We start from the raw sequence: 17,636 nt of genomic DNA, 5'->3' as shown, positions 1-17,636 counted from the left end.
GGCGCCCCGCGCCGCCCGCCCCCGGCCGCGCCCCGCGGCCCCCCCCCCCCCCCCCCCCCCCCCCGCCCCCCCCCCCCCCCCCCCCCCCCCCCCCCCCCGCTGCCGGCGTCGGGGTCCGTCGCGAACTCCTCGACGGCCGCCGGCGCGCTGCGCGGCGCCGCCTACGGCAACGTGTACCTCGTCACGAAGGACGAGGTGCCCGCCGCGGTGCGGGAGCGCATCATCTACGCCCGCAACATCGTCGTCGTCGGCAGTGAGAGCGCCATCGGTGCCGACGTGTGGACGTGGCTGCGGCAGAACACGCGGGCCGGCCTGTACCGCGTCGAGGGGCGTGACCGCTTCGAGACGTCGGTCGCCCTGTCGCGCGCGTTCTTCCCGACGCCCGCCGACGGTGCGGCCGGCCCCAGCCGGGTCGTGGTGGCCACGGGCTACGACTTCCCGGACGCCCTCACGGGCAGCGCGGCTGCGGCCCACGCGTCCTCGCCCATGCTGCTGGTGGGCCGCGACGAGGTGCCGTCCGTCGTGGCGGACGAGCTGCGGCGGCTGCGCCCGGAACGCATCACCGTCGTCGGCGGCGCCGGCAAGGTGTCCGACGCCGTGCTGCGCGAGTTGCAGGGCCTGGCCCGGAACGGCGCTGACCGCGTCTCCGGTGTCGACCGCTACGACACCGCGGTGCGGGTCAGCCACGACTTCTTCGACAGCGCCCGGGTGGTGACGCTGGCCAGCGGTGAGGGCTTCGCGGACGCGTTGGCCGCCGGCGCCCGGGCCGCGCGCGCGGACGGACCCCTGCTGCTCTCGTCCAAGACCTGCTTCACGGAGGGCACCAACCTCGAGATCGAGCGGGTCCAGGGCAGGTTCGGCGAGAACGGCGTGGCCAACTCCTTCGGCGGCCCCGGCGTGCTGTCCGAGACGGCCCGCAAGCGGACCAACTGCCAGCCCGCCGGCACCGCGCCGAAGACCTACCTGGACGAGCTGGTGAACGGGGACGGCAGCGCCCGCTACGTGTCCGACCACGCGATGATCGGGGGGCGCTTCTTCCCGCGCTCCGCGGCGTTCGACGCCGATCCCCGCAACTCGGACTACAAGGTCTGGAAGCTCGGGGACCGCTACTCGCGCTTCACCACGGTCGCCGGGCTGGACGACGCCAACCCGACGACGTTCGAGTCGACGGTCGAGGTCTTCGGCGACGAGCGCCTGCTCACCCGGCAGCGCGTGTCGCGCGGTGCGCCCACCCTCATCGACGTGGACGTGCGCGGCGTCAACAACCTGAAGCTCGTGACGACGTCGCCCGGTGCGGCGCCGCGCACGGAGGTGCTCCAGCGCAACAACCTCGTCTACTTCGGTGACGCGGCGGTGAGCTGAGTCAGCCCTCGGGACGCGGGGCCCGCACCCTCCCGGGGGTGCGGGCCCCGCGTCGTCCCCGGCCCCGTCCGCCTACGATGCTGGAGCCCGTCCCCAGCACCCAGGAGCCCGCCCGTGATCGTCCTCGTCGGTTTCATGGGCGCCGGCAAGACCACCGTCGGGCGGTTGCTCGCCGACCGCCTGGGCCTGCCGTTCACCGACACCGACGACGTCGTGCGGACCCGCGAGGGCCGCTCCATCCCGGACATCTTCGCCGCCGACGGCGAGGAGGCGTTCCGCGACCTGGAGCAGGCCGCCGTCGCCGACGTGCTCGCCGGGCCGGAGGCCGTCGTCTCCCTCGGCGGGGGCGCGTGCGGGCGCGAGGCCACCCGCGCGGTGCTGCGCGGGCACGACGTCGTGCACCTGCGCGTCAGCCTGACCGAGACCCGCCGGCGCACCGGCGGGGACGCCGACCGGCCCGTCCTGCAGCGCCCCGACCTGGCCGACCTGCACACCGCCCGTCAGCGCGTCTACGACGAGGTCGCTACCGTCGCGGTGCCCACGGACGGGCGGACGGCCGAGGAGGTCGCCCGCGACGTCCTGGACCGGCTCGAGCGCTCCCCGGAGGACCGATGACGACCACGCCCACCCGCATCACCGTCGCGGGCGATACCCCCTACGACGTCCTCATCGGCCGCGGCCTGCTCGGCGAGCTGCGCGGGATGCTCGGCGAGCGCGTCGCCAAGGTCCTCGTCGTCCACCCGCGGGCGCTGCGCACCACGGGCGAGGCCGTGCGCGACGACCTGGCCGCCCAGGGCTTGGAGGCCGTCCTGGCCGAGGTGCCCGACGGGGAGGAGGCCAAGTCCGCCGAGGTGGCCGCCTTCTGCTGGACGGTGCTGGGGCAGTCGAACTTCACCCGCTCCGACGCGGTCGTCGGCGTCGGCGGGGGAGCGGTCACCGACCTCGCCGGGTTCGTCGCCGCCACGTGGCTGCGCGGGGTGCGCGTCGTGCAGGTGCCCACGACGCTGCTGGCGATGGTCGACGCCGCCGTGGGCGGCAAGACCGGCATCAACACCGCCGAGGGCAAGAACCTCGTCGGCTCCTTCCACCCGCCGGCCGGGGTGCTGTGCGACCTGGACGCTCTCGGCACCCTGCCCCCGCACGACCTGCGCGCCGGGCTGGCCGAGGTCGTCAAGTGCGGCTTCATCGCCGACGAGCGCATCCTCGAGCTCGTCGAGGCCGACGTGGAGGCCGCCACCGAGCCGACGTCGCCGGTGCTGGCCGAGCTCGTCGAGCGGGCCGTGCGCGTCAAGGCGCACGTCGTGGGGGAGGACCTCAAGGAGTCCGACCTGCGCGAGGTCCTCAACTACGGGCACACCTTCGCCCACGCCGTCGAGCTGGTCGAGCGCTACCAGTGGCGCCACGGCGCCGCCGTCAGCGTCGGCCTCGTCTACGTCGCCGAGCTGGCCCGCCTCGCCGGGCGCCTCTCGGACGCCGAGGCCGACCGCCACCGCGCCGTCCTGACCTCCCTGGGCCTGCCGGTCACCTACCGCGGCGACCGCTGGCCGCAGCTGCTGGACGCGATGCGCCGGGACAAGAAGTCACGCGGGGCGCTCCTGCGGTTCGTGGTCCTCGACGGCATCGGCCGCCCGTCGCGGCTGGAGGGGCCCGACCCCGCCATGCTGCAGGCCGCGTACGCCGAGATCAGCGCCTGAGCGCGGTGCGGGCACGCCGGGACCGCCGGGTCCGTCCTCGGCACGCCCGCGGTGCAGCACCAGCGCCAGCGCCGCGGCCAGCGGCACCAGCTGCGCTCCCGCTTCCACCAGGGCGACGTCCACCGACCTGCTGACGTGGTAGGTCAGGACCACGAGTCCCGACAGCAGCGGCAGCGGGCGGCGCCCGACCACGTCGGCCACCACGGCGCCGAGCACGAGCGAGGCCCAGTGGTAGTCGAGCACCTGCGGTTCGAGCGCGAGCCGTGCCGCCACGCAGCAGAACAGGGCCGCCGACCACCGGTGCCGCCGCACGACCGCGGCCACCAGGAGCACCGCGAGCGCGAACTGCGACAGGCGGGCCGTGGTCGGGTACACCTGCCCGGCCAACCCCGCGACACCCAGCGGAGTCTCGGCGAAGACGACGGCCCACGACCCGGAGACCGCCGCCAGCGTTCCGGGCACCGAGAGGAACGGGACCCACGGCAGGGCTGCGGCCAGGAGCGCCGAGACCGCTGCGCGCCCGCGCCCGGCCCTCGTCGGCAGCACGACCACGAGCGGCAGCAGACCCACCGCCCACGGCTTCCCGCCGGCAGCCAGACCCAGCAGGAGCCCTGTCAGGACGGGCCGCCGGCGGTGCAGCGCGTGCAGCGCGCCCAGGAACAGCAGGACGACCGCGACGTCCTCGGGGTGCGTGTAGGTCGTGCACACCTCGGTCCACACCGGTGCAGCGGCGCACCCCGCCAGCAGGACCGTCAGCCGCGCGCGCCGCGACGGGCCCCAGCGGGCGGTGCTCAGCGACTCGGCGAGCAGGGTCGCGCACGGGACAGCCGCGGCGGACAGCAGCGCCACGGTCCACCCGCCCACCGCCTCCGGCAGCAGGGCCAGCGGGGTCCACAGCAGGAGCGGCACCGGACCGATCCACGTGCCCGGGTGCGTCCGGTAGAACGCGCCGGGGCTCACCGCCGGGTCGCGGCCGGCGAGGACCACCGCGGCGTCGCGGAAGTACCACCAGTCGTCCGGCGTCCCGAAGACCGTCAGGTACGACAGGACCACGCCGACGGCGCTCAACCCCACCAGGACGTGGCGCAGGCGCAGCAGACGGTCCAGGGTGCTCACGCCGCCGCTCCTGCCGGAGCGCGTCCGCCGCCCGGCGACGTCCACAGCCGCAGGCGCGCACCGATGTCCGGCAGCAGCAGGACCACCCCGGCCAGCAACGGGAGCAGCAGCATGGCCCCCATCACCGAGCGGTCGTCGACCAGCCAGCGCACGTCGTACAGGACGAGGACGGTGCCGATCGTCAGCCACGGCCCGGCCGCCCGCCGGCGCAGCACGTCGGCGACCAGGGCAGCGACGACCAGGCTGGCGAAGTAGTAGTCCCACGCCTGCGGTTCGAGCGCCAGGCGCGCGGCGACCGCGAGGAACGGTCCGAGGTCGGCGCGCCCGACGGCGACGGCGAGGGCGACGACTCCCAGGGCCAGCAGGAACTGCACCGGGCGGACCCAGCCGGGGACCGGTTCCTCCGCGAGCCCCAGCAGGGCCAGCGGCGCCGAGCTCCACACCGCGACGCGGTAGCCCGACAGCGCCAGCAGCGTGGCCGGGTCCAGGAGCACGAAGGGCGCCCAGGGCGCCAGCGCCGCCGCACCCGCCAGGAGCAGCCGTCGCCACCGGGCACGGCCGCCGAAGGCGAGCGCGAGGACCAGCAGCCCGACGGCCCACGGCTTGCCCGAGACCGCCAGTCCCAGCAGCACCGACCCCAGCAGCGGGCGCCCCCGCGCCCCCACCAGCAGCCCCGCCACCCCGCCGGCGACGACGAGCGCGTCGTCGGGGTGGGCGAACTCACCGCCCAGGCGCCACCACCAGATCGCGGCGAACAGCCCGCCGACGAACGTGGTGGCCGGCCGCCACGGCGAGGGACCGCGCCAGTGCTCGCCCAGCAGCTCCAACCAGCGGCACGTCAGCGGCAGCAGCGCGGCGACCAGCGCGCACGCCAGCACCCCGCCGACCGCCGGGGGCAGCAGCGTCAGCGGCGCCGTCAGCAGCAGCGGCACGGGACCGATCTGGACGTCGGGGTGGGCGGCGTACAGCTGCCACGGCGCGACCTCACCGCGCCCGAGGAGGACGTCCGCCCCCTGCGAGAAGAACACCCAGTCACCGGGTACCCAGCCGCCCCACAGGCACACGAGCGCGGGCACGGCGACGGCCAGCCACAGCAGGACGGCGCGGTGACGCAGCAGCGCCCGCAGCGCGGGAGGCGGTGCGGCCGGCAGCGCCCACCGGGACCGGGATGTCGTCACGGTGGATGATCGGCACCGGCGGCGGGGCGCTTCAGCGGCCAGTGTCGCTCACACCGGGCAGGGCACGCGCACGAACCCCACGCCCGACAGGTAGTCCACGGCCGGCCCCAGCACGCCCTCGGCGTGCAGGCAGAAGCGCACCGCGTCGGCGGAGACGATCCGCACCTGGTTGGCCGTCTCCGTCGCCGGCAGGTCGAGCGCCGAGCGGTCGGTCGTGTAGCTGCCGTGCCGGGCGCGGTGGCGCTCCAGCGAGGCGGCCACGTCGCGGACGTCCGCCTCGACGCTGGCCCGCGACCACGCCTCGGCCCGCGACCAGACCGCGGGCGCGGCCCGCCAGCCGGTCACGCCCAGCACCGCCACGACGAGCAGCGCGACCAGGGCGCGCCGGCCCGAGCGGCGCCGGCGGCGGCCGGTGACCGCCCCGGCGCCGGTCGTGGTCCGGTTGAAGCCCGCCGCGTAGGCCGCGGCCGAGCGCCTGCCCGGGTTGAAGGGCACCGGGCGGGCGGAGGAGCCGAAGGAGGCGTCGACGGCGGCCGGGCGCGCTCCGGCGTCGTCCGGGCCCTCGGCCGCTCCTGACCTCACCCCGCACACGTCGGCGCCCGCGGGGCCCTCCTGGAGGGGCAGTCACCCGGGCGGGCGCACCCCCGTGACCCCGTCCCGCGGCGCTCGCCGCCCGGACGCCCCCGCGCCGCTCGGTACGATGGCGCCGACAGGCGCGCGCCCCCCGGCCGCGCTCGACCAGCGGAGACGGACAGAGAGACACGTGGCGACGACCAACGACCTGAAGAACGGCACCGTGCTCAACCTCGACGGGAACCTGTGGTCCGTCGTGGAGTTCCAGCACGTCAAGCCCGGCAAGGGCGGGGCCTTCGTCCGCACCAAGCTGAAGAACGTGCTGTCCGGCAAGGTGGTCGACCGCACCTTCAACGCCGGCACGAAGGTCGACACCGCGACCGTCGACAAGCGCGACATGCAGTACCTGTACCGCGACGGCGAGGACTTCGTGTTCATGGACTCCTCGACGTACGACCAGATCACGATCCCCGAGGCCACCGTCGGCGACGCGGCCAACTACATGCTGGAGAGCCAGGAGGCCGTCGTGGCCACCCACGAGGGCACCCCGCTGTACGTGGAGCTGCCGACCTCGGTCGTGCTGGAGATCACCTACACCGAGCCGGGCCTGCAGGGCGACCGCTCCACGGGCGGCACCAAGCCGGCGACGGTGGAGACGGGCTACGAGATCCAGGTCCCGCTGTTCCTGGAGCAGGGCACCAAGGTCAAGGTCGACACCCGCACCGGTGACTACCTCGGCCGCGTGAGCTGACGTGGCCGCCCGCCGCAAGGCGCGGCTGCGCGCGGTGGACGTCCTCTTCGAGGCCGACCAGCGCGAGCGCCCGGCGCTCGAGGTCCTCAAGGCCAAGATCCAGCGCGCGGACCCGCCCGTGGGCGAGTACGCGGTGACCCTCGTGGAGGGCGTCGTCGCCCACCAGGAGCGCATCGACGAGGTCCTGTCGACGTACTCGATGGGCTGGACGGTCGACCGGATGCCCGCGGTGGACCGCGCGGTGCTGCGGATGGCCACGTGGGAGCTGCTGCACGCCGACGACGTGCCCGACCACGTCGCGATCAGCGAGGCCGTGGAGATCTGCCAGGAGCTGTCCACCGACGAGTCGCCGCGCTTCGTCAACGGCCTGCTGGGCCGCATCGCGGAGCTGGCCGAGACGCTGAAGGCCTGAGGTCCGCACCACGCGCGACGGCGCGGCGCGCGTCGGCGTTGAGCACGCCCCAGGCGATGAACTCGTCGCACAGGGTGGTCGCCGGCACGTCGTAGATGACGGCCAGGGTGCGCAGGTCGTCCGCCCGGATGGACAGGACGCGCCCGTTGTAGTCGCCGCGCTGGGACTGGATGGTCTTCGCGTAGCGGTCCAGGGGGCCGGCCTTCTCGGCCGGGACCTCCTGCAGGCGCTCCAGGTCGAGCACGAGCCGCGGCGGCGGCTCGGAGCTGCCCTGCGGCGCGCCCTCGGGCAGGAGGGCCGAGACGGGGACCCCGTAGAAGTCCGCCAGCTCGGCGAGTCGCTGGACGGTCACCGCACGGTCGCCCCGTTCGTAGGAGCCGACGACGACGGCCTTCCACCGTCCCTCGGACTTCTCTTCGACGCCGTGCAGGGACAGCCCCTGTTGGGTACGGATGGCGCGAAGGCGCGATCCGAGTGCGCGGGAGTAGTCCGATGCCATGCCCAGAATCGTCACTGTACGTGAACGCCCTCGTCAAGCTGACCTGCCGCTTCGCCCACCGCGGACACAGGATCCCACCCGGACGGCACGACTTCCGTTACTCCACGTGAGCGCTTGACCTCACAACGAGGTGCACGGGCTGTCGCGGGCGCGTCGCATCCCGGACCGGGCCCCCGCGAGCCCCCGCGAGCCCCCGCGGGCCGTCGCGGGGGACGACCGGCCCTCCGGTAGGGTCGCCGCGACGGTCGGCCGCTGTCCAGGGCCGGCCCGCAGACGTCCTTTAAGGAACCGTCCCGTGAGGCGGGGAAGGAGGTCGGTGGTGACCGCTGCCCACGACCCGGCCGGGTCGGCGCCGGCGACGGCGGACCGGGTGCTGCTGGAGGCCCCGGACGTCGCGCGCGCGCTCACCCGCATCGCGCACGAGCTGCTGGAGGCCAACAAGGGCCCCGGCGACCTGGTGCTGCTCGGCATCCCCACGCGCGGCGTCCCGCTCGCGCAGCGCCTGGCCCGGCGCCTGGCCGAGGTGGAGGGCACCGCGGTGCCCGTCGGCTCCCTCGACGTGACGATGTACCGCGACGACCTGCGCCGGCACCCCGTGCGCGCCCTGCTGCCCACCGAGCTGCCCGCCGGCGGCGTCGACGACAAGGTCGTCGTCCTCGTCGACGACGTCCTGTACTCCGGGCGCACGGTGCGCGCCGCGCTGGACGCCCTGAACGACCTGGGCCGCCCGCGCGCCGTGCGCCTGGCCGTCCTCGTCGACCGCGGCCACCGCGAGCTGCCCATCCGCGCCGACCACGTCGGCAAGAACCTGCCCACCTCCTCCGCCGAGCGGGTGCGGGTGCTGCTGGCCGAGGCCGACGGCCGCGACGCCGTCGTCCTCACCACGCCCGTGGCTCCCGCGGGGGGCGACGCCTGATGCGCCACCTGCTGTCCGCCGCCGACCTCGACCGCGCGGGGGCCGTGGAGGTCCTCGACGTCGCCGAGGAGATGGCCGCCACCCAGCGCCGGGAGATCAAGAAGCTGCCCACGCTGCGCGGGCGCACCGTGGTCAACCTCTTCTTCGAGGACTCCACCCGCACCCGCACCTCCTTCGAGGCCGCCGCCAAGCGGCTGTCCGCGGACGTCATCAACTTCTCCGCCAAGGGCTCCAGCGTCTCCAAGGGCGAGAGCCTGAAGGACACCGCGCTGACCCTGGAGGCCATGGGCGCCGACGCGGTCGTCGTGCGGCACTCCGCCTCCGGCGCCCCGCACCGCCTCGCCCACGCCGGCTGGACCCGCGGGGCCGTCGTCAACGCCGGCGACGGCACCCACGAGCACCCCACCCAGGCCCTGCTGGACGCCTACACGCTGCGCCGGCACCTGCGCGCGAGCGGCGAGGGCCTGGACGGCGTGCGCGTCACGATCGTCGGGGACGTCCTGCACAGCCGGGTGGCCCGCTCCAACGTCCTGCTGCTGCACACCCTCGGCGCGCGCGTCACCCTCGTCGCCCCGCCCACCCTGCTGCCGGTGGGTGTCGAGGCCTGGCCGTGCCAGGTCACCAGCGACCTCGACGCCGCCCTGACCCTGGGCGAGCCGGACGCGGTGATGATGCTGCGCGTGCAGCGCGAGCGCATGGAGGCCGCCGGCGGCGGGTTCTTCCCCTCCGCCCGCGAGTACACCCGCCGCTACGGCCTGGGCCGCGCGCGGCTGGCCGCCCTGCCCGACCACACCCTCGTCATGCACCCCGGGCCGATGAACCGCGGCCTGGAGATCTCCGCCGACGCCGCCGACAGCGCCCGCTCGACGATCGTCGAGCAGGTCGGCAACGGCGTCGCGGTGCGCATGGCCGTCCTGTACCTGCTGCTCGCCGGTGAGCGGGCCGAGACCCCCGGAGGTGCGCGGTGAGCGTCCTCGTCCACGGCGCCCGCGTCCTCGGCGGCGAGCCGACCGACCTGCTGCTGCGCGGCGGCGTCATCGCCGAGGTCGGAACGCTCGCCGGGACCCCCGCGGCCGAGGGCGCCACCGTCCTCGACGCGAGCGGCCTGGTCGCCCTGCCCGGCCTGGTCGACCTGCACACCCACCTGCGCGAACCCGGCCGCGAGGACGCCGAGACCGTCGAGTCCGGCACCCGCGCCGCCGCCCGCGGCGGCTACACCGCCGTCTTCGCGATGGCCAACACCTTCCCCGTGGCCGACACCGCCGGCGTCGTGGAGCAGGTCAAGCGCCTGGGCGACGAGGCCGGCTGGGCCGAGGTGCGCCCCGTCGGCGCCGTCACCGTCGGCCTGGCCGGCGAGCAGCTGGCCGAGCTGGGCGCGATGGCCGACTCCGCCGCCGCCGTGCGCGTCTTCTCCGACGACGGGCACTGCGTGTCCGACGCCGTCCTCATGCGCCGCGCGCTGGAGTACGTCAAGGCCTTCGACGGCGTCATCGCCCAGCACGCGCAGGAGCCGCGGCTGACCGAGGACGCGCAGATGAACGAGGGCACCGTCTCCGCCGTCCTGGGCCTGCGCGGCTGGCCCAGCGTGGCCGAGGAGGCCGTCATCGCCCGCGACGTGCTGCTGGCCGACCACGTCGGCTCGCGCCTGCACGTGTGCCACGTGTCCACCCGCGGCTCGGTGGAGATCATCCGCTGGGCCAAGCAGCGCGGGGTGCGGGTGACCGCCGAGGTCACCCCGCACCACCTGCTGCTCACCGACGAGCTGGTGCGCGGCTACGACCCCGTCTACAAGGTCAACCCGCCGCTGCGCACGCAGGCGGACGTCGAGGCGCTGCGCGAGGGCCTGGCCGACGGCACCATCGACGTCGTCGCCACCGACCACGCCCCCCACCCGGTGGAGGCCAAGGACTGCGAGTGGTCCGCGGCCGCCATGGGCATGACGGGGCTGGAGACCGCCCTGTCGGTCGTGCAGCACGCCGTCGTCGACACCGGCCTGCTCACCTGGGCCGACGTCGCGCAGCGGATGTCGGCGACGCCCGCGCGCATCGGGCGCCTGGCCGGGCACGGCACCCCGCTGGCCGCCGGCGAGCCGGCCAACCTCGTCCTGCTCGACCCCGCGGCCCGCACCGTCGTCGACCCGGAGGCGATGGCCACCAGCGGGCGCAACTCCCCGTTCCGCGGCATGGAGCTGCCCGGGCGCGTGGAGGCCACCTTCCTGCGCGGCGAGCCCACGGTGCTCGACGCGCGCCTCGTCGAGAGGACCCCGAGCTGATGCGCTGGATCGCCGTCGCCCTGCTGGTCATCGGCCTGCTGATCCTGTGGCGGATGATGTTCGCCGGCTACCGCGGGCGCGCGCTGCGGCAGAAGATGCTGCCGCGCCCGGTCGGCGCGCGGGACTGGGACGCGCTCACCGACGCCATCGAGGGCGTGTACGTGTCCACGACCGACGCCGAGAACGCGCTGGACCGCGTGGCCGCCCACGGCCTGGGCACCCGCAGCGCCGTCGCCCTCGGGTTCGTCGACGGCGGGGTGGGGTTCCTGCGCCAGGGGGCGCGCTCGTTCGTGGTGCCCGCCGACGCGATCGTCGGCGTCGGCCACGGCCCCGGGATGGTCGGCAAGTGGATGGGCAGGCCCGACGGGCTCCTCGTGCTGCGCTGGCGGCTCGGGGACCGCGTCGTGGACACGGGGGTGAAGCCGCGGCACCCGGCCGAGGGCAAGCGCTTCGCCCAGCAGGTGGAGGAGCTCGTGCGCAGCGCGGAACGGGCGCGGCGCACGCAGCGCGAGCAGCAGGGAGGCCAGGAGTGAGCACAGGCGCGAGCGGCGCCCGCACCCCCGCGGTGCTGGTGCTGGAGGACGGGCGCACGTTCCGCGGCGACGCCTACGGCCGCGTCGGCGAGACGGTCGGCGAGGCGGTGTTCTCCACCGGCATGACCGGCTACCAGGAGACGCTGACCGACCCCAGCTACCACCGCCAGGTCGTCGTCATGACGGCCCCGCACGTGGGCAACACCGGGTACAACGACGAGGACGACGAGTCCTCGCGCATCTGGGTCGCCGGCTACGTCGTGCGCGACCCCGCCCGCGTGCCCTCGAACTGGCGCTCGCGGCGCACCCTGGCCGACGAGCTGGACGCGCAGGGCGTCGTCGGCATCTCCGGCGTGGACACCCGCGCGCTGACCCGGCACCTGCGCGAGCGCGGCGCCATGAAGGTCGGCGTGTTCTCCGGGGAGGCCGCCGCCCGCCCGCTCGAGCAGCTGCTGGACGCCGTGCGCGGGGCCCCCGACATGGTCGGCACCGACCTGGCCTCCCTGGTCAGCACCCCCGAGGCGTACACCGTGCCGGCGCGGGGGGAGCGGCGCTTCACCGTCGCCGCCGTCGACCTGGGCATCAAGTCGATGACGCCGCAGCGGCTGGCCGAGCGCGGCGTCGAGGTCACCGTGCTGCCCTCGACCGCGACGCTGGAGCAGGTCCTGACCGCCGGGCCCGGCGGTTCCGCTCCCGACGGGGTGTTCTTCTCCAACGGCCCCGGCGACCCCGCCGCCGCCACCCACGAGATCGAGGTGCTGCGCGGCGTGCTGGAGCGCAAGGTGCCGTTCTTCGGCATCTGCTACGGCAACCAGCTGCTGGGCCGCGCCCTCGGGTTCGGCACCTACAAGCTGAAGTACGGCCACCGCGGCATCAACCAGCCCGTCATGGACCTGGCCACCCGCAAGGTCGAGGTCACCGCCCACAACCACGGCTTCGCCGTCGAGGGCCGCGCCGGGGAGGTCCGCCAGACGCCCTACGGGCGCGCCGAGGTCAGCCACGTCTGCCTCAACGACGACGTCGTGGAGGGGCTGCGCTGCCTGGACGCCCCGGCGTTCAGCGTGCAGTACCACCCCGAGGCCGCCGCCGGCCCGCACGACGCCTCCTACCTCTTCGACCGGTTCCTCGCCCTCATGGAGGGCGTGCCGGCCGCGCAGCTGGTCGACGACACCGGCGCCGCGGACACCACCGAGGCCGACACCACCGAGAACCCCGCCGCCGACGGCGCGACCGCGAAGGACGCCTGATGCCCCGCCGCACCGACATCTCCTCGGTCCTCGTCATCGGCTCCGGGCCGATCGTCATCGGCCAGGCCGCGGAGTTCGACTACTCCGGCACGCAGGCCTGCCGCGTCCTGAAGGCCGAGGGCCTGCGGGTCGTGCTGGTCAACTCCAACCCGGCGACGATCATGACGGACCCGGAGATGGCCGACGCCACCTACGTCGAGCCCATCACCCCCGCCACCGTCGAGGCGATCATCGCCAGGGAGAAGCCCGACGCGGTCCTGGCGACCCTGGGCGGGCAGACCGCCCTGAACACCGCGATCGCCCTGTACGAGAGCGGGGCGCTGGAGCGGCACGGCGTCGAGCTCATCGGCGCCGACGTGGACGCCATCAAGCTGGGCGAGGACCGCCTGCTGTTCAAGGGCGTCGTCGAGCGCTGCGGCGCGGAGTCCGCCCGCAGCCACCTGTGCCACTCCATGGACGAGGTGCTGGCCGCGGCCGGGGACCTCGGCTACCCCGTCGTCGTGCGCCCCAGCTTCACCATGGGCGGCCTGGGCTCCGGGTTCGCGCACACCGAGGAGGAGCTGCGCCGCATCGCCGGGCAGGGCCTGCACCACTCCCCGGTGACCGAGGTGCTCCTGGAGGAGTCGATCCTCGGCTGGAAGGAGTACGAGCTGGAGCTCATGCGCGACCGCGCCGACAACGTGGTCGTCGTCTGCTCCATCGAGAACTTCGACCCGATGGGCGTGCACACCGGCGACTCCATCACCGTCGCGCCGGCCATGACGCTCACCGACCGCGAGTACCAGCGGATGCGCGACATCGGCATCGCCGTCATCCGCGAGGTCGGCGTCGACACCGGCGGCTGCAACATCCAGTTCGCCGTGAACCCCGCCGACGGGCGCATCATCGTCATCGAGATGAACCCGCGCGTCTCGCGCTCGTCCGCGCTGGCGTCCAAGGCGACCGGGTTCCCCATCGCCAAGATCGCCGCGCGCCTGGCCGTCGGGTACACCCTCGACGAGATCCCCAACGACATCACGCGGGAGACCCCCGCCAGCTTCGAGCCGACGCTGGACTACGTCGTCGTCAAGGTGCCGCGGTTCGCGTTCGAGAAGTTCCCGGCCGCCGACCCCACGCTCACCACGACGATGAAGAGCGTCGGCGAGGCCATGGCGCTGGGCCGCAACTTCACCGAGGCCCTGCAGAAGGCGCTGCGCAGCACCGAGAAGCGCGGCGCGCCCTTCACGTGGGCCGGCGACCCCGGCGACCTGGACGACCTGCTGGAGCGCGCGCGGCAGCCCACCGACGAGCGCATCGGCCTGGTCATGCGGGCGGTGCGCGCCGGCGCCACCCCCGAGCAGCTGTTCGAGTCCACCCGCATCGACCCGTGGTTCCTGGACCAGCTGTTCCTGCTTGACGAGGTGGCCCGCGAGGTCCGCGACGCCGAGCAGCTGACGCCCGAGCTGCTGCGGCACGCCAAGCGGCACGGCTTCTCCGACGCCCAGCTCGGGGAGCTGCGCCACCTGCCCGAGGACGTCGTGCGCGGGGTGCGGCACGCGCTGGGCGTGCGCCCGGTCTACAAGACCGTCGACACGTGCGCGGCCGAGTTCGCCGCCCGCACGCCCTACCACTACTCCAGCTACGACGAGGAGGACGAGACCCGCCCGCGCGAGCGGCCGGCCGTCGTCATCCTCGGCTCAGGGCCCAACCGGATCGGGCAGGGCGTGGAGTTCGACTACTCCTGCGTGCACGCCTCCTTCGCCCTGCGCGACGCCGGGTTCGAGACCGTCATGGTCAACTGCAACCCCGAGACGGTCTCCACCGACTACGACACCTCCGACCGGCTGTACTTCGAGCCGCTGACGCTGGAGGACGTCCTGGAGGTCGTGCACGCCGAGACCCGCTGCGGTCCCGTGCACGGCGTGATCGTCCAGCTGGGCGGGCAGACGCCGCTGGGGCTGGCGGCCGGGCTGCAGGCCGCCGGGGTGCCGATCATCGGCACCCAGCCGGAGGCCATCGACCTGGCCGAGGAGCGCGGCGCGTTCGGCCGCGTCCTGGACCGCGCGGGCCTGCCCTCGCCGCAGCACGGCACCGCCGTCAGCGTCGAGGAGGCCACCGCCATCGCCGCCGGGATCGGCTACCCCGTCCTCGTGCGCCCCTCGTACGTCCTGGGCGGGCGCGGCATGCAGATCGTCTACGACGAGGCCTCGCTGCGCGACTACATGGCCACCGCCACGGAGGTCTCCCCGGACCGTCCCGTGCTGGTGGACCGGTTCCTCGACGACGCCGTGGAGATCGACGTCGACGCCCTGTTCGACGGCGAGGAGATGTACCTCGGCGGGATCATGGAGCACATCGAGGAGGCCGGCATCCACTCCGGCGACTCCGCGTGCGTCATCCCGCCCGCCACCCTGGGCCGCGCCGAGCTGGAGCGCGTGCGCCGCTCCACCGAGGCCATCGCCCGCGGCGTGGGCGTGCGCGGCCTGCTCAACGTCCAGTTCGCCCTGGCCGCCGACACCCTGTACGTGCTGGAGGCCAACCCGCGCGCCTCGCGGACCGTGCCGTTCGTCTCCAAGGCGACCGGGGTGGCGCTGGCCAAGGCCGCCGCGCGCGTCATGGCCGGCTCCTCGATCGCCGACCTGCGGGCCGAGGGCCTGCTGCCGGCGCGCGGCGACGGCGGCGTCCTGCCGCTGGAGGCGCCCACCTCCGTCAAGGAGGCCGTGCTGCCCTTCGCCCGGTTCCGCACGGCCGAGGGGGAGGTCGTCGACTCGCTGCTGGGGCCGGAGATGCGCTCCACCGGCGAGGTCATGGGCATCGACGTCGACTTCCCCACGGCCTTCGGCAAGGCGCAGGCCGCCGCCTACGGCGGGCTGCCCACGACGGGCACGGCGTTCATCTCCGTGGCCGACCGCGACAAGCGCGCCATGGTGTTCCCCGTCAAGGGCCTGGCCGACCTCGGGTTCCGGCTCCTGGCCACCCAGGGCACCGCGGACGTGCTGCGCCGCAACGGTATCGAGTCCACCGTGGTGCGCAAGCACTCGGCGGGCCCGGGGGAGTCGGGGGAGCCGACCATCGTCGCGCAGATCGCCGCCGGCGAGGTCTCCATCGTCGTCAACACCCCCTCGGGCAACCAGGCGCGCGCCGACGGCTACGAGATCCGCGCGGCCTCCACGGCCGTGGGCGCGCCCATCATCACGACCGTGCAGGAGCTCGCGGCGGCCGTGCAGGCCATCGAGGCGCTGCGCGCCGGGCACGGCACGTCGGTGGCGCCGCTGCAGGAGCACGCGGCCGTCCTGGCCGCGGCCTGGGACGGGTTCCGGGCGTGAGCGCGCCGCCGGTCGCGGCCGGGCGGCGCTTCGGCGCCCGCCTGGCCGCGGCCGTCGAGCGGCACGGCCCGCTGTGCGTGGGCGTCGACCCGCACCCGCCGCTGCTGGCCGCGTGGGGGCTGGACGACGACGCGGCCGGTGTCGAGCGCTTCGGGCGCACCGTCGTGGAGGCCGTCGCCGGGCACGTGGCGGCGCTCAAGCCGCAGGCGGCGTTCTTCGAGCGGCACGGCTCGCGCGGGGTCGCCGCCCTGGAGCGCGTCGTCGCCGACGCCCGCGAGGCGGGACTGCTCACGGTCGTGGACGCCAAGCGCGGCGACATCGGCTCGACGATGGCCGCCTACGCCGACGCGTTCGCCGGGGACTCCCCGCTGGCCGGGGACGCCGTGACGGCCTCGCCGTACCTGGGGTTCGGGTCCCTGCGCCCGCTGCTCGACGTGGCCGCCGCCCACGGGCGCGGCGTGTTCGTGCTGGCGCTGACGTCCAACCCCGAGGGGCCGGGCGTGCAGCACGCCACCGGCGCCGACGGGCGCCCGGTCGCGCGGGCCGTCGCCGAGGCGGCGGCCGCCGAGAACGCCGGCGCGCCGGACATGGGCGACGTCGGCCTCGTCGTCGGGGCCACGGTCGGCACGGCCGTGCGCGACCTGGGCATCGACCTCGCCGCGGTCCACGGGCCGCTGCTGGCGCCCGGCGTGGGGGCGCAGGGGGCCACGGCGGCCGACCTGCGCGCGGTGTTCGGCGACGCCCGCCGGTACGTGCTGGCGGCCAGCTCCCGCGAGGTCCTGTCCGCCGGGCCGGACCGACGGGCGCTGCGCGAGGCCGCCCGGCGCTCCGCGGACGCCGTGCGCGCCGCGCTGTCCGGGTGAGCCGCCGCCCCGCGGCGGCCGTCAGCGCAGGGGGTCGAGCGTGTCCCGGCTGGGCGGGACGCCGAAGAGCCGGCGGTACTCCCGGCTGAACTGGGACGCGCTCTCGTACCCCACGGAGTGGCCGACCGAGGCGACGTCGTCCGTGGTCGTGGCCAACCGGACGCGCGCGCGCTGCAGCCGCAGGCGCTTCTGGAACTGCAGGGGCGTCAGGTCGGTGACCGCCCGGAAGTACCGGTTCAGCGTCGGGGCGCTCACCCCGACGTGCGCGGCCAGGTCGTCGACGCGGACGACCTCGTCGAACCTCTCCGTGATCCGGCGCACGGCCCGGCCCACCACCGCGACGCGCTGGTCCAGCCTGGCGACCTGCCGCACCGTGGGTCCCAGGGGCCCGCTGAGCAGCCGCCAGTGGACCTCGCGCTCGGCCGCCGCGGCCAGCACGGCGAAGTCGGCGGGGCTCTCGGTCAGGCGCAGGAGGCGCACGACGGCGTCCAGGAGCGCCCCGTCGGCGTCGCCCACGGCGAGCGCGTGCACCGGGCCCCGCCGGGGGAGCGGACCGCCCGCCACGGACAGCTCGGCGACCAGCTCCGGCCGCAGCGCCAGCCCGATCCCCAGGTAGGGGTCGGCCTCGAGGACCCGCCCGGTCACCGGCAGGTCGAGCGTGGCCATCAGGTACTGCCCGGCGCGGTACTCGAACGTGCGGCGGCCCAGCACCGTCTGCTTGGCCCCGCGGACCGTCAGGGCCAGGGTGGGCCGCGTGTGGCCCTCCGCGGGGTGGCCGGCACCGGTGCTGCGGTGCACCGTCAGACCCGCCGGCCACGTCCGCGGCCGGGGGCGCGTGGCCAGCCGCTCCACCCGGGCGGCGAGCTCCTCGAGCACTTCCACACGCCCAGTGTGCGGGCGAGCTGATCGGATCGT

The 17,636-nt window shown here is 75.2% G+C and carries 17 protein-coding genes; 12 read left to right on the top strand and 5 right to left on the bottom strand.

Translation table 11 applies throughout. The features are described from left to right. Positions 1–171: 171 nt before the first annotated feature. The 3 genes from AB8M62_RS13975 (at position 172) to aroB (ending at position 3,056) form a co-directional block, all read left to right on the top strand. Complete coding sequence (locus tag AB8M62_RS13975; RefSeq protein ID WP_369069954.1) at positions 172–1,362, top strand: cell wall-binding repeat-containing protein; 1,191 nt, start codon at positions 172–174, stop codon at positions 1,360–1,362. A 114-nt stretch (positions 1,363–1,476) separates the two neighbouring features. After that, positions 1,477–1,977, top strand: a complete 501-nt coding sequence (locus AB8M62_RS13970) for a shikimate kinase (RefSeq protein WP_373694947.1) — start codon at positions 1,477–1,479, stop codon at positions 1,975–1,977. After that, the gene (aroB, locus tag AB8M62_RS13965; protein WP_369052256.1) at positions 1,974–3,056 is read left to right on the top strand and encodes a 3-dehydroquinate synthase; all 1,083 of its coding nucleotides are present in this window, start codon (positions 1,974–1,976) and stop codon (positions 3,054–3,056) included. The genes AB8M62_RS13970 and aroB overlap by 4 nt, the downstream gene beginning before the upstream one ends. On the opposite strand, the gene AB8M62_RS13960 is transcribed toward aroB, so the two are convergent. Genes AB8M62_RS13960 through AB8M62_RS13950 form a run of 3 tightly spaced genes read right to left on the bottom strand, consistent with a single transcriptional unit; the run spans position 2,943 to position 5,932 of the window. Further along, on the bottom strand, positions 2,943–4,172 hold the full coding sequence (locus tag AB8M62_RS13960) for a glycosyltransferase 87 family protein (protein ID WP_369052255.1): 1,230 nt from the start codon (positions 4,170–4,172) through the stop codon (positions 2,943–2,945). The two genes, aroB and AB8M62_RS13960, sit on opposite strands and share 114 nt — an antisense overlap. Further along, on the bottom strand, positions 4,169–5,350 hold the full coding sequence (locus AB8M62_RS13955) for a glycosyltransferase family protein (protein ID WP_369069953.1): 1,182 nt from the start codon (positions 5,348–5,350) through the stop codon (positions 4,169–4,171). The genes AB8M62_RS13960 and AB8M62_RS13955 overlap by 4 nt, the downstream gene beginning before the upstream one ends. A 48-nt stretch (positions 5,351–5,398) precedes the next feature. Beyond that, the gene (locus AB8M62_RS13950; protein WP_369069952.1) at positions 5,399–5,932 is read right to left on the bottom strand and encodes a hypothetical protein; all 534 of its coding nucleotides are present in this window, start codon (positions 5,930–5,932) and stop codon (positions 5,399–5,401) included. 181 nt (positions 5,933–6,113) lie between these two features. On the opposite strand from AB8M62_RS13950, the gene efp reads away from it, so the two are divergent. Together efp and nusB are read left to right on the top strand one after the other, a co-directional pair. Continuing rightward, entirely contained in the window at positions 6,114–6,674 is a 561-nt protein-coding gene (gene efp, locus AB8M62_RS13945; protein WP_369052252.1) for an elongation factor P, read from the top strand. Between the two features lies 1 nt (position 6,675). Next, entirely contained in the window at positions 6,676–7,086 is a 411-nt protein-coding gene (nusB, locus tag AB8M62_RS13940) for a transcription antitermination factor NusB (RefSeq protein ID WP_369069951.1), read from the top strand. On the opposite strand, the gene bldD is transcribed toward nusB, so the two are convergent. Then, positions 7,034–7,585 (bottom strand): transcriptional regulator BldD, encoded by a 552-nt coding sequence (gene bldD / locus AB8M62_RS13935; protein WP_369069950.1) that lies wholly within the window; start codon positions 7,583–7,585, stop codon positions 7,034–7,036. The genes nusB and bldD overlap by 53 nt on opposite strands. A gap of 319 nt (positions 7,586–7,904) precedes the next feature. Here bldD and pyrR point away from each other — a divergent pair, with 319 nt between their 5' ends. From pyrR to pyrF, 7 genes are read left to right on the top strand one after another with little or no spacing between them, the layout of a single operon-like run. Then, positions 7,905–8,501 (top strand): bifunctional pyr operon transcriptional regulator/uracil phosphoribosyltransferase PyrR, encoded by a 597-nt coding sequence (pyrR, locus tag AB8M62_RS13930; RefSeq protein WP_369052249.1) that lies wholly within the window; start codon positions 7,905–7,907, stop codon positions 8,499–8,501. After that, positions 8,501–9,469: an aspartate carbamoyltransferase catalytic subunit gene (locus AB8M62_RS13925; RefSeq protein WP_369052248.1), complete on the top strand. Its 969-nt coding sequence runs from the start codon at positions 8,501–8,503 to the stop codon at positions 9,467–9,469. Before pyrR ends, AB8M62_RS13925 begins: the two co-directional genes overlap by 1 nt. Then, the gene (locus AB8M62_RS13920; RefSeq protein ID WP_369069949.1) at positions 9,466–10,773 is read left to right on the top strand and encodes a dihydroorotase; all 1,308 of its coding nucleotides are present in this window, start codon (positions 9,466–9,468) and stop codon (positions 10,771–10,773) included. The genes AB8M62_RS13925 and AB8M62_RS13920 overlap by 4 nt, the downstream gene beginning before the upstream one ends. Next, positions 10,773–11,306 carry a PH-like domain-containing protein gene (locus AB8M62_RS13915; protein WP_369052246.1) on the top strand — a complete coding sequence of 178 codons (534 nt, stop codon included), beginning with the start codon at positions 10,773–10,775 and terminating at the stop codon, positions 11,304–11,306. The genes AB8M62_RS13920 and AB8M62_RS13915 overlap by 1 nt, the downstream gene beginning before the upstream one ends. After that, positions 11,303–12,553, top strand: a complete 1,251-nt coding sequence (gene carA / locus AB8M62_RS13910; RefSeq protein WP_369069948.1) for a glutamine-hydrolyzing carbamoyl-phosphate synthase small subunit — start codon at positions 11,303–11,305, stop codon at positions 12,551–12,553. Before AB8M62_RS13915 ends, carA begins: the two co-directional genes overlap by 4 nt. Further along, positions 12,553–15,858, top strand: a complete 3,306-nt coding sequence (gene carB / locus AB8M62_RS13905; RefSeq protein WP_369069947.1) for a carbamoyl-phosphate synthase large subunit — start codon at positions 12,553–12,555, stop codon at positions 15,856–15,858. The genes carA and carB overlap by 1 nt, the downstream gene beginning before the upstream one ends. Continuing rightward, positions 15,855–16,721, top strand: coding sequence for an orotidine-5'-phosphate decarboxylase (pyrF, locus tag AB8M62_RS13900; protein ID WP_369069946.1), 867 nt, complete (start codon positions 15,855–15,857; stop codon positions 16,719–16,721). Before carB ends, pyrF begins: the two co-directional genes overlap by 4 nt. 21 nt (positions 16,722–16,742) lie before the next feature. Here pyrF and AB8M62_RS13895 read toward each other — a convergent pair whose 3' ends face one another. Beyond that, positions 16,743–17,603 carry an AraC family transcriptional regulator gene (locus AB8M62_RS13895; protein ID WP_369069945.1) on the bottom strand — a complete coding sequence of 287 codons (861 nt, stop codon included), beginning with the start codon at positions 17,601–17,603 and terminating at the stop codon, positions 16,743–16,745. Positions 17,604–17,636 lie beyond the last annotated feature (33 nt).

This window comes from Kineococcus terrestris (assembly GCF_041020755.1).
Lineage (GTDB): Bacteria > Actinomycetota > Actinomycetes > Actinomycetales > Kineococcaceae > Kineococcus > Kineococcus terrestris.
This window is presented reverse-complemented; position numbering and strand designations above follow the sequence as displayed.

Coding starts and splice junctions, on each gene's coding strand:
- AB8M62_RS13915 (WP_369052246.1), top strand. CDS start 10,773: ATGCGCTGGATCGCCGTCGCCCTGCTGGTCATCGGCCTGCTGATCCTG.
- AB8M62_RS13925 (WP_369052248.1), top strand. CDS start 8,501: ATGCGCCACCTGCTGTCCGCCGCCGACCTCGACCGCGCGGGGGCCGTG.
- aroB (WP_369052256.1), top strand. CDS start 1,974: ATGACGACCACGCCCACCCGCATCACCGTCGCGGGCGATACCCCCTAC.
- carB (WP_369069947.1), top strand. CDS start 12,553: ATGCCCCGCCGCACCGACATCTCCTCGGTCCTCGTCATCGGCTCCGGG.
- bldD (WP_369069950.1), bottom strand. CDS start 7,585: ATGGCATCGGACTACTCCCGCGCACTCGGATCGCGCCTTCGCGCCATC.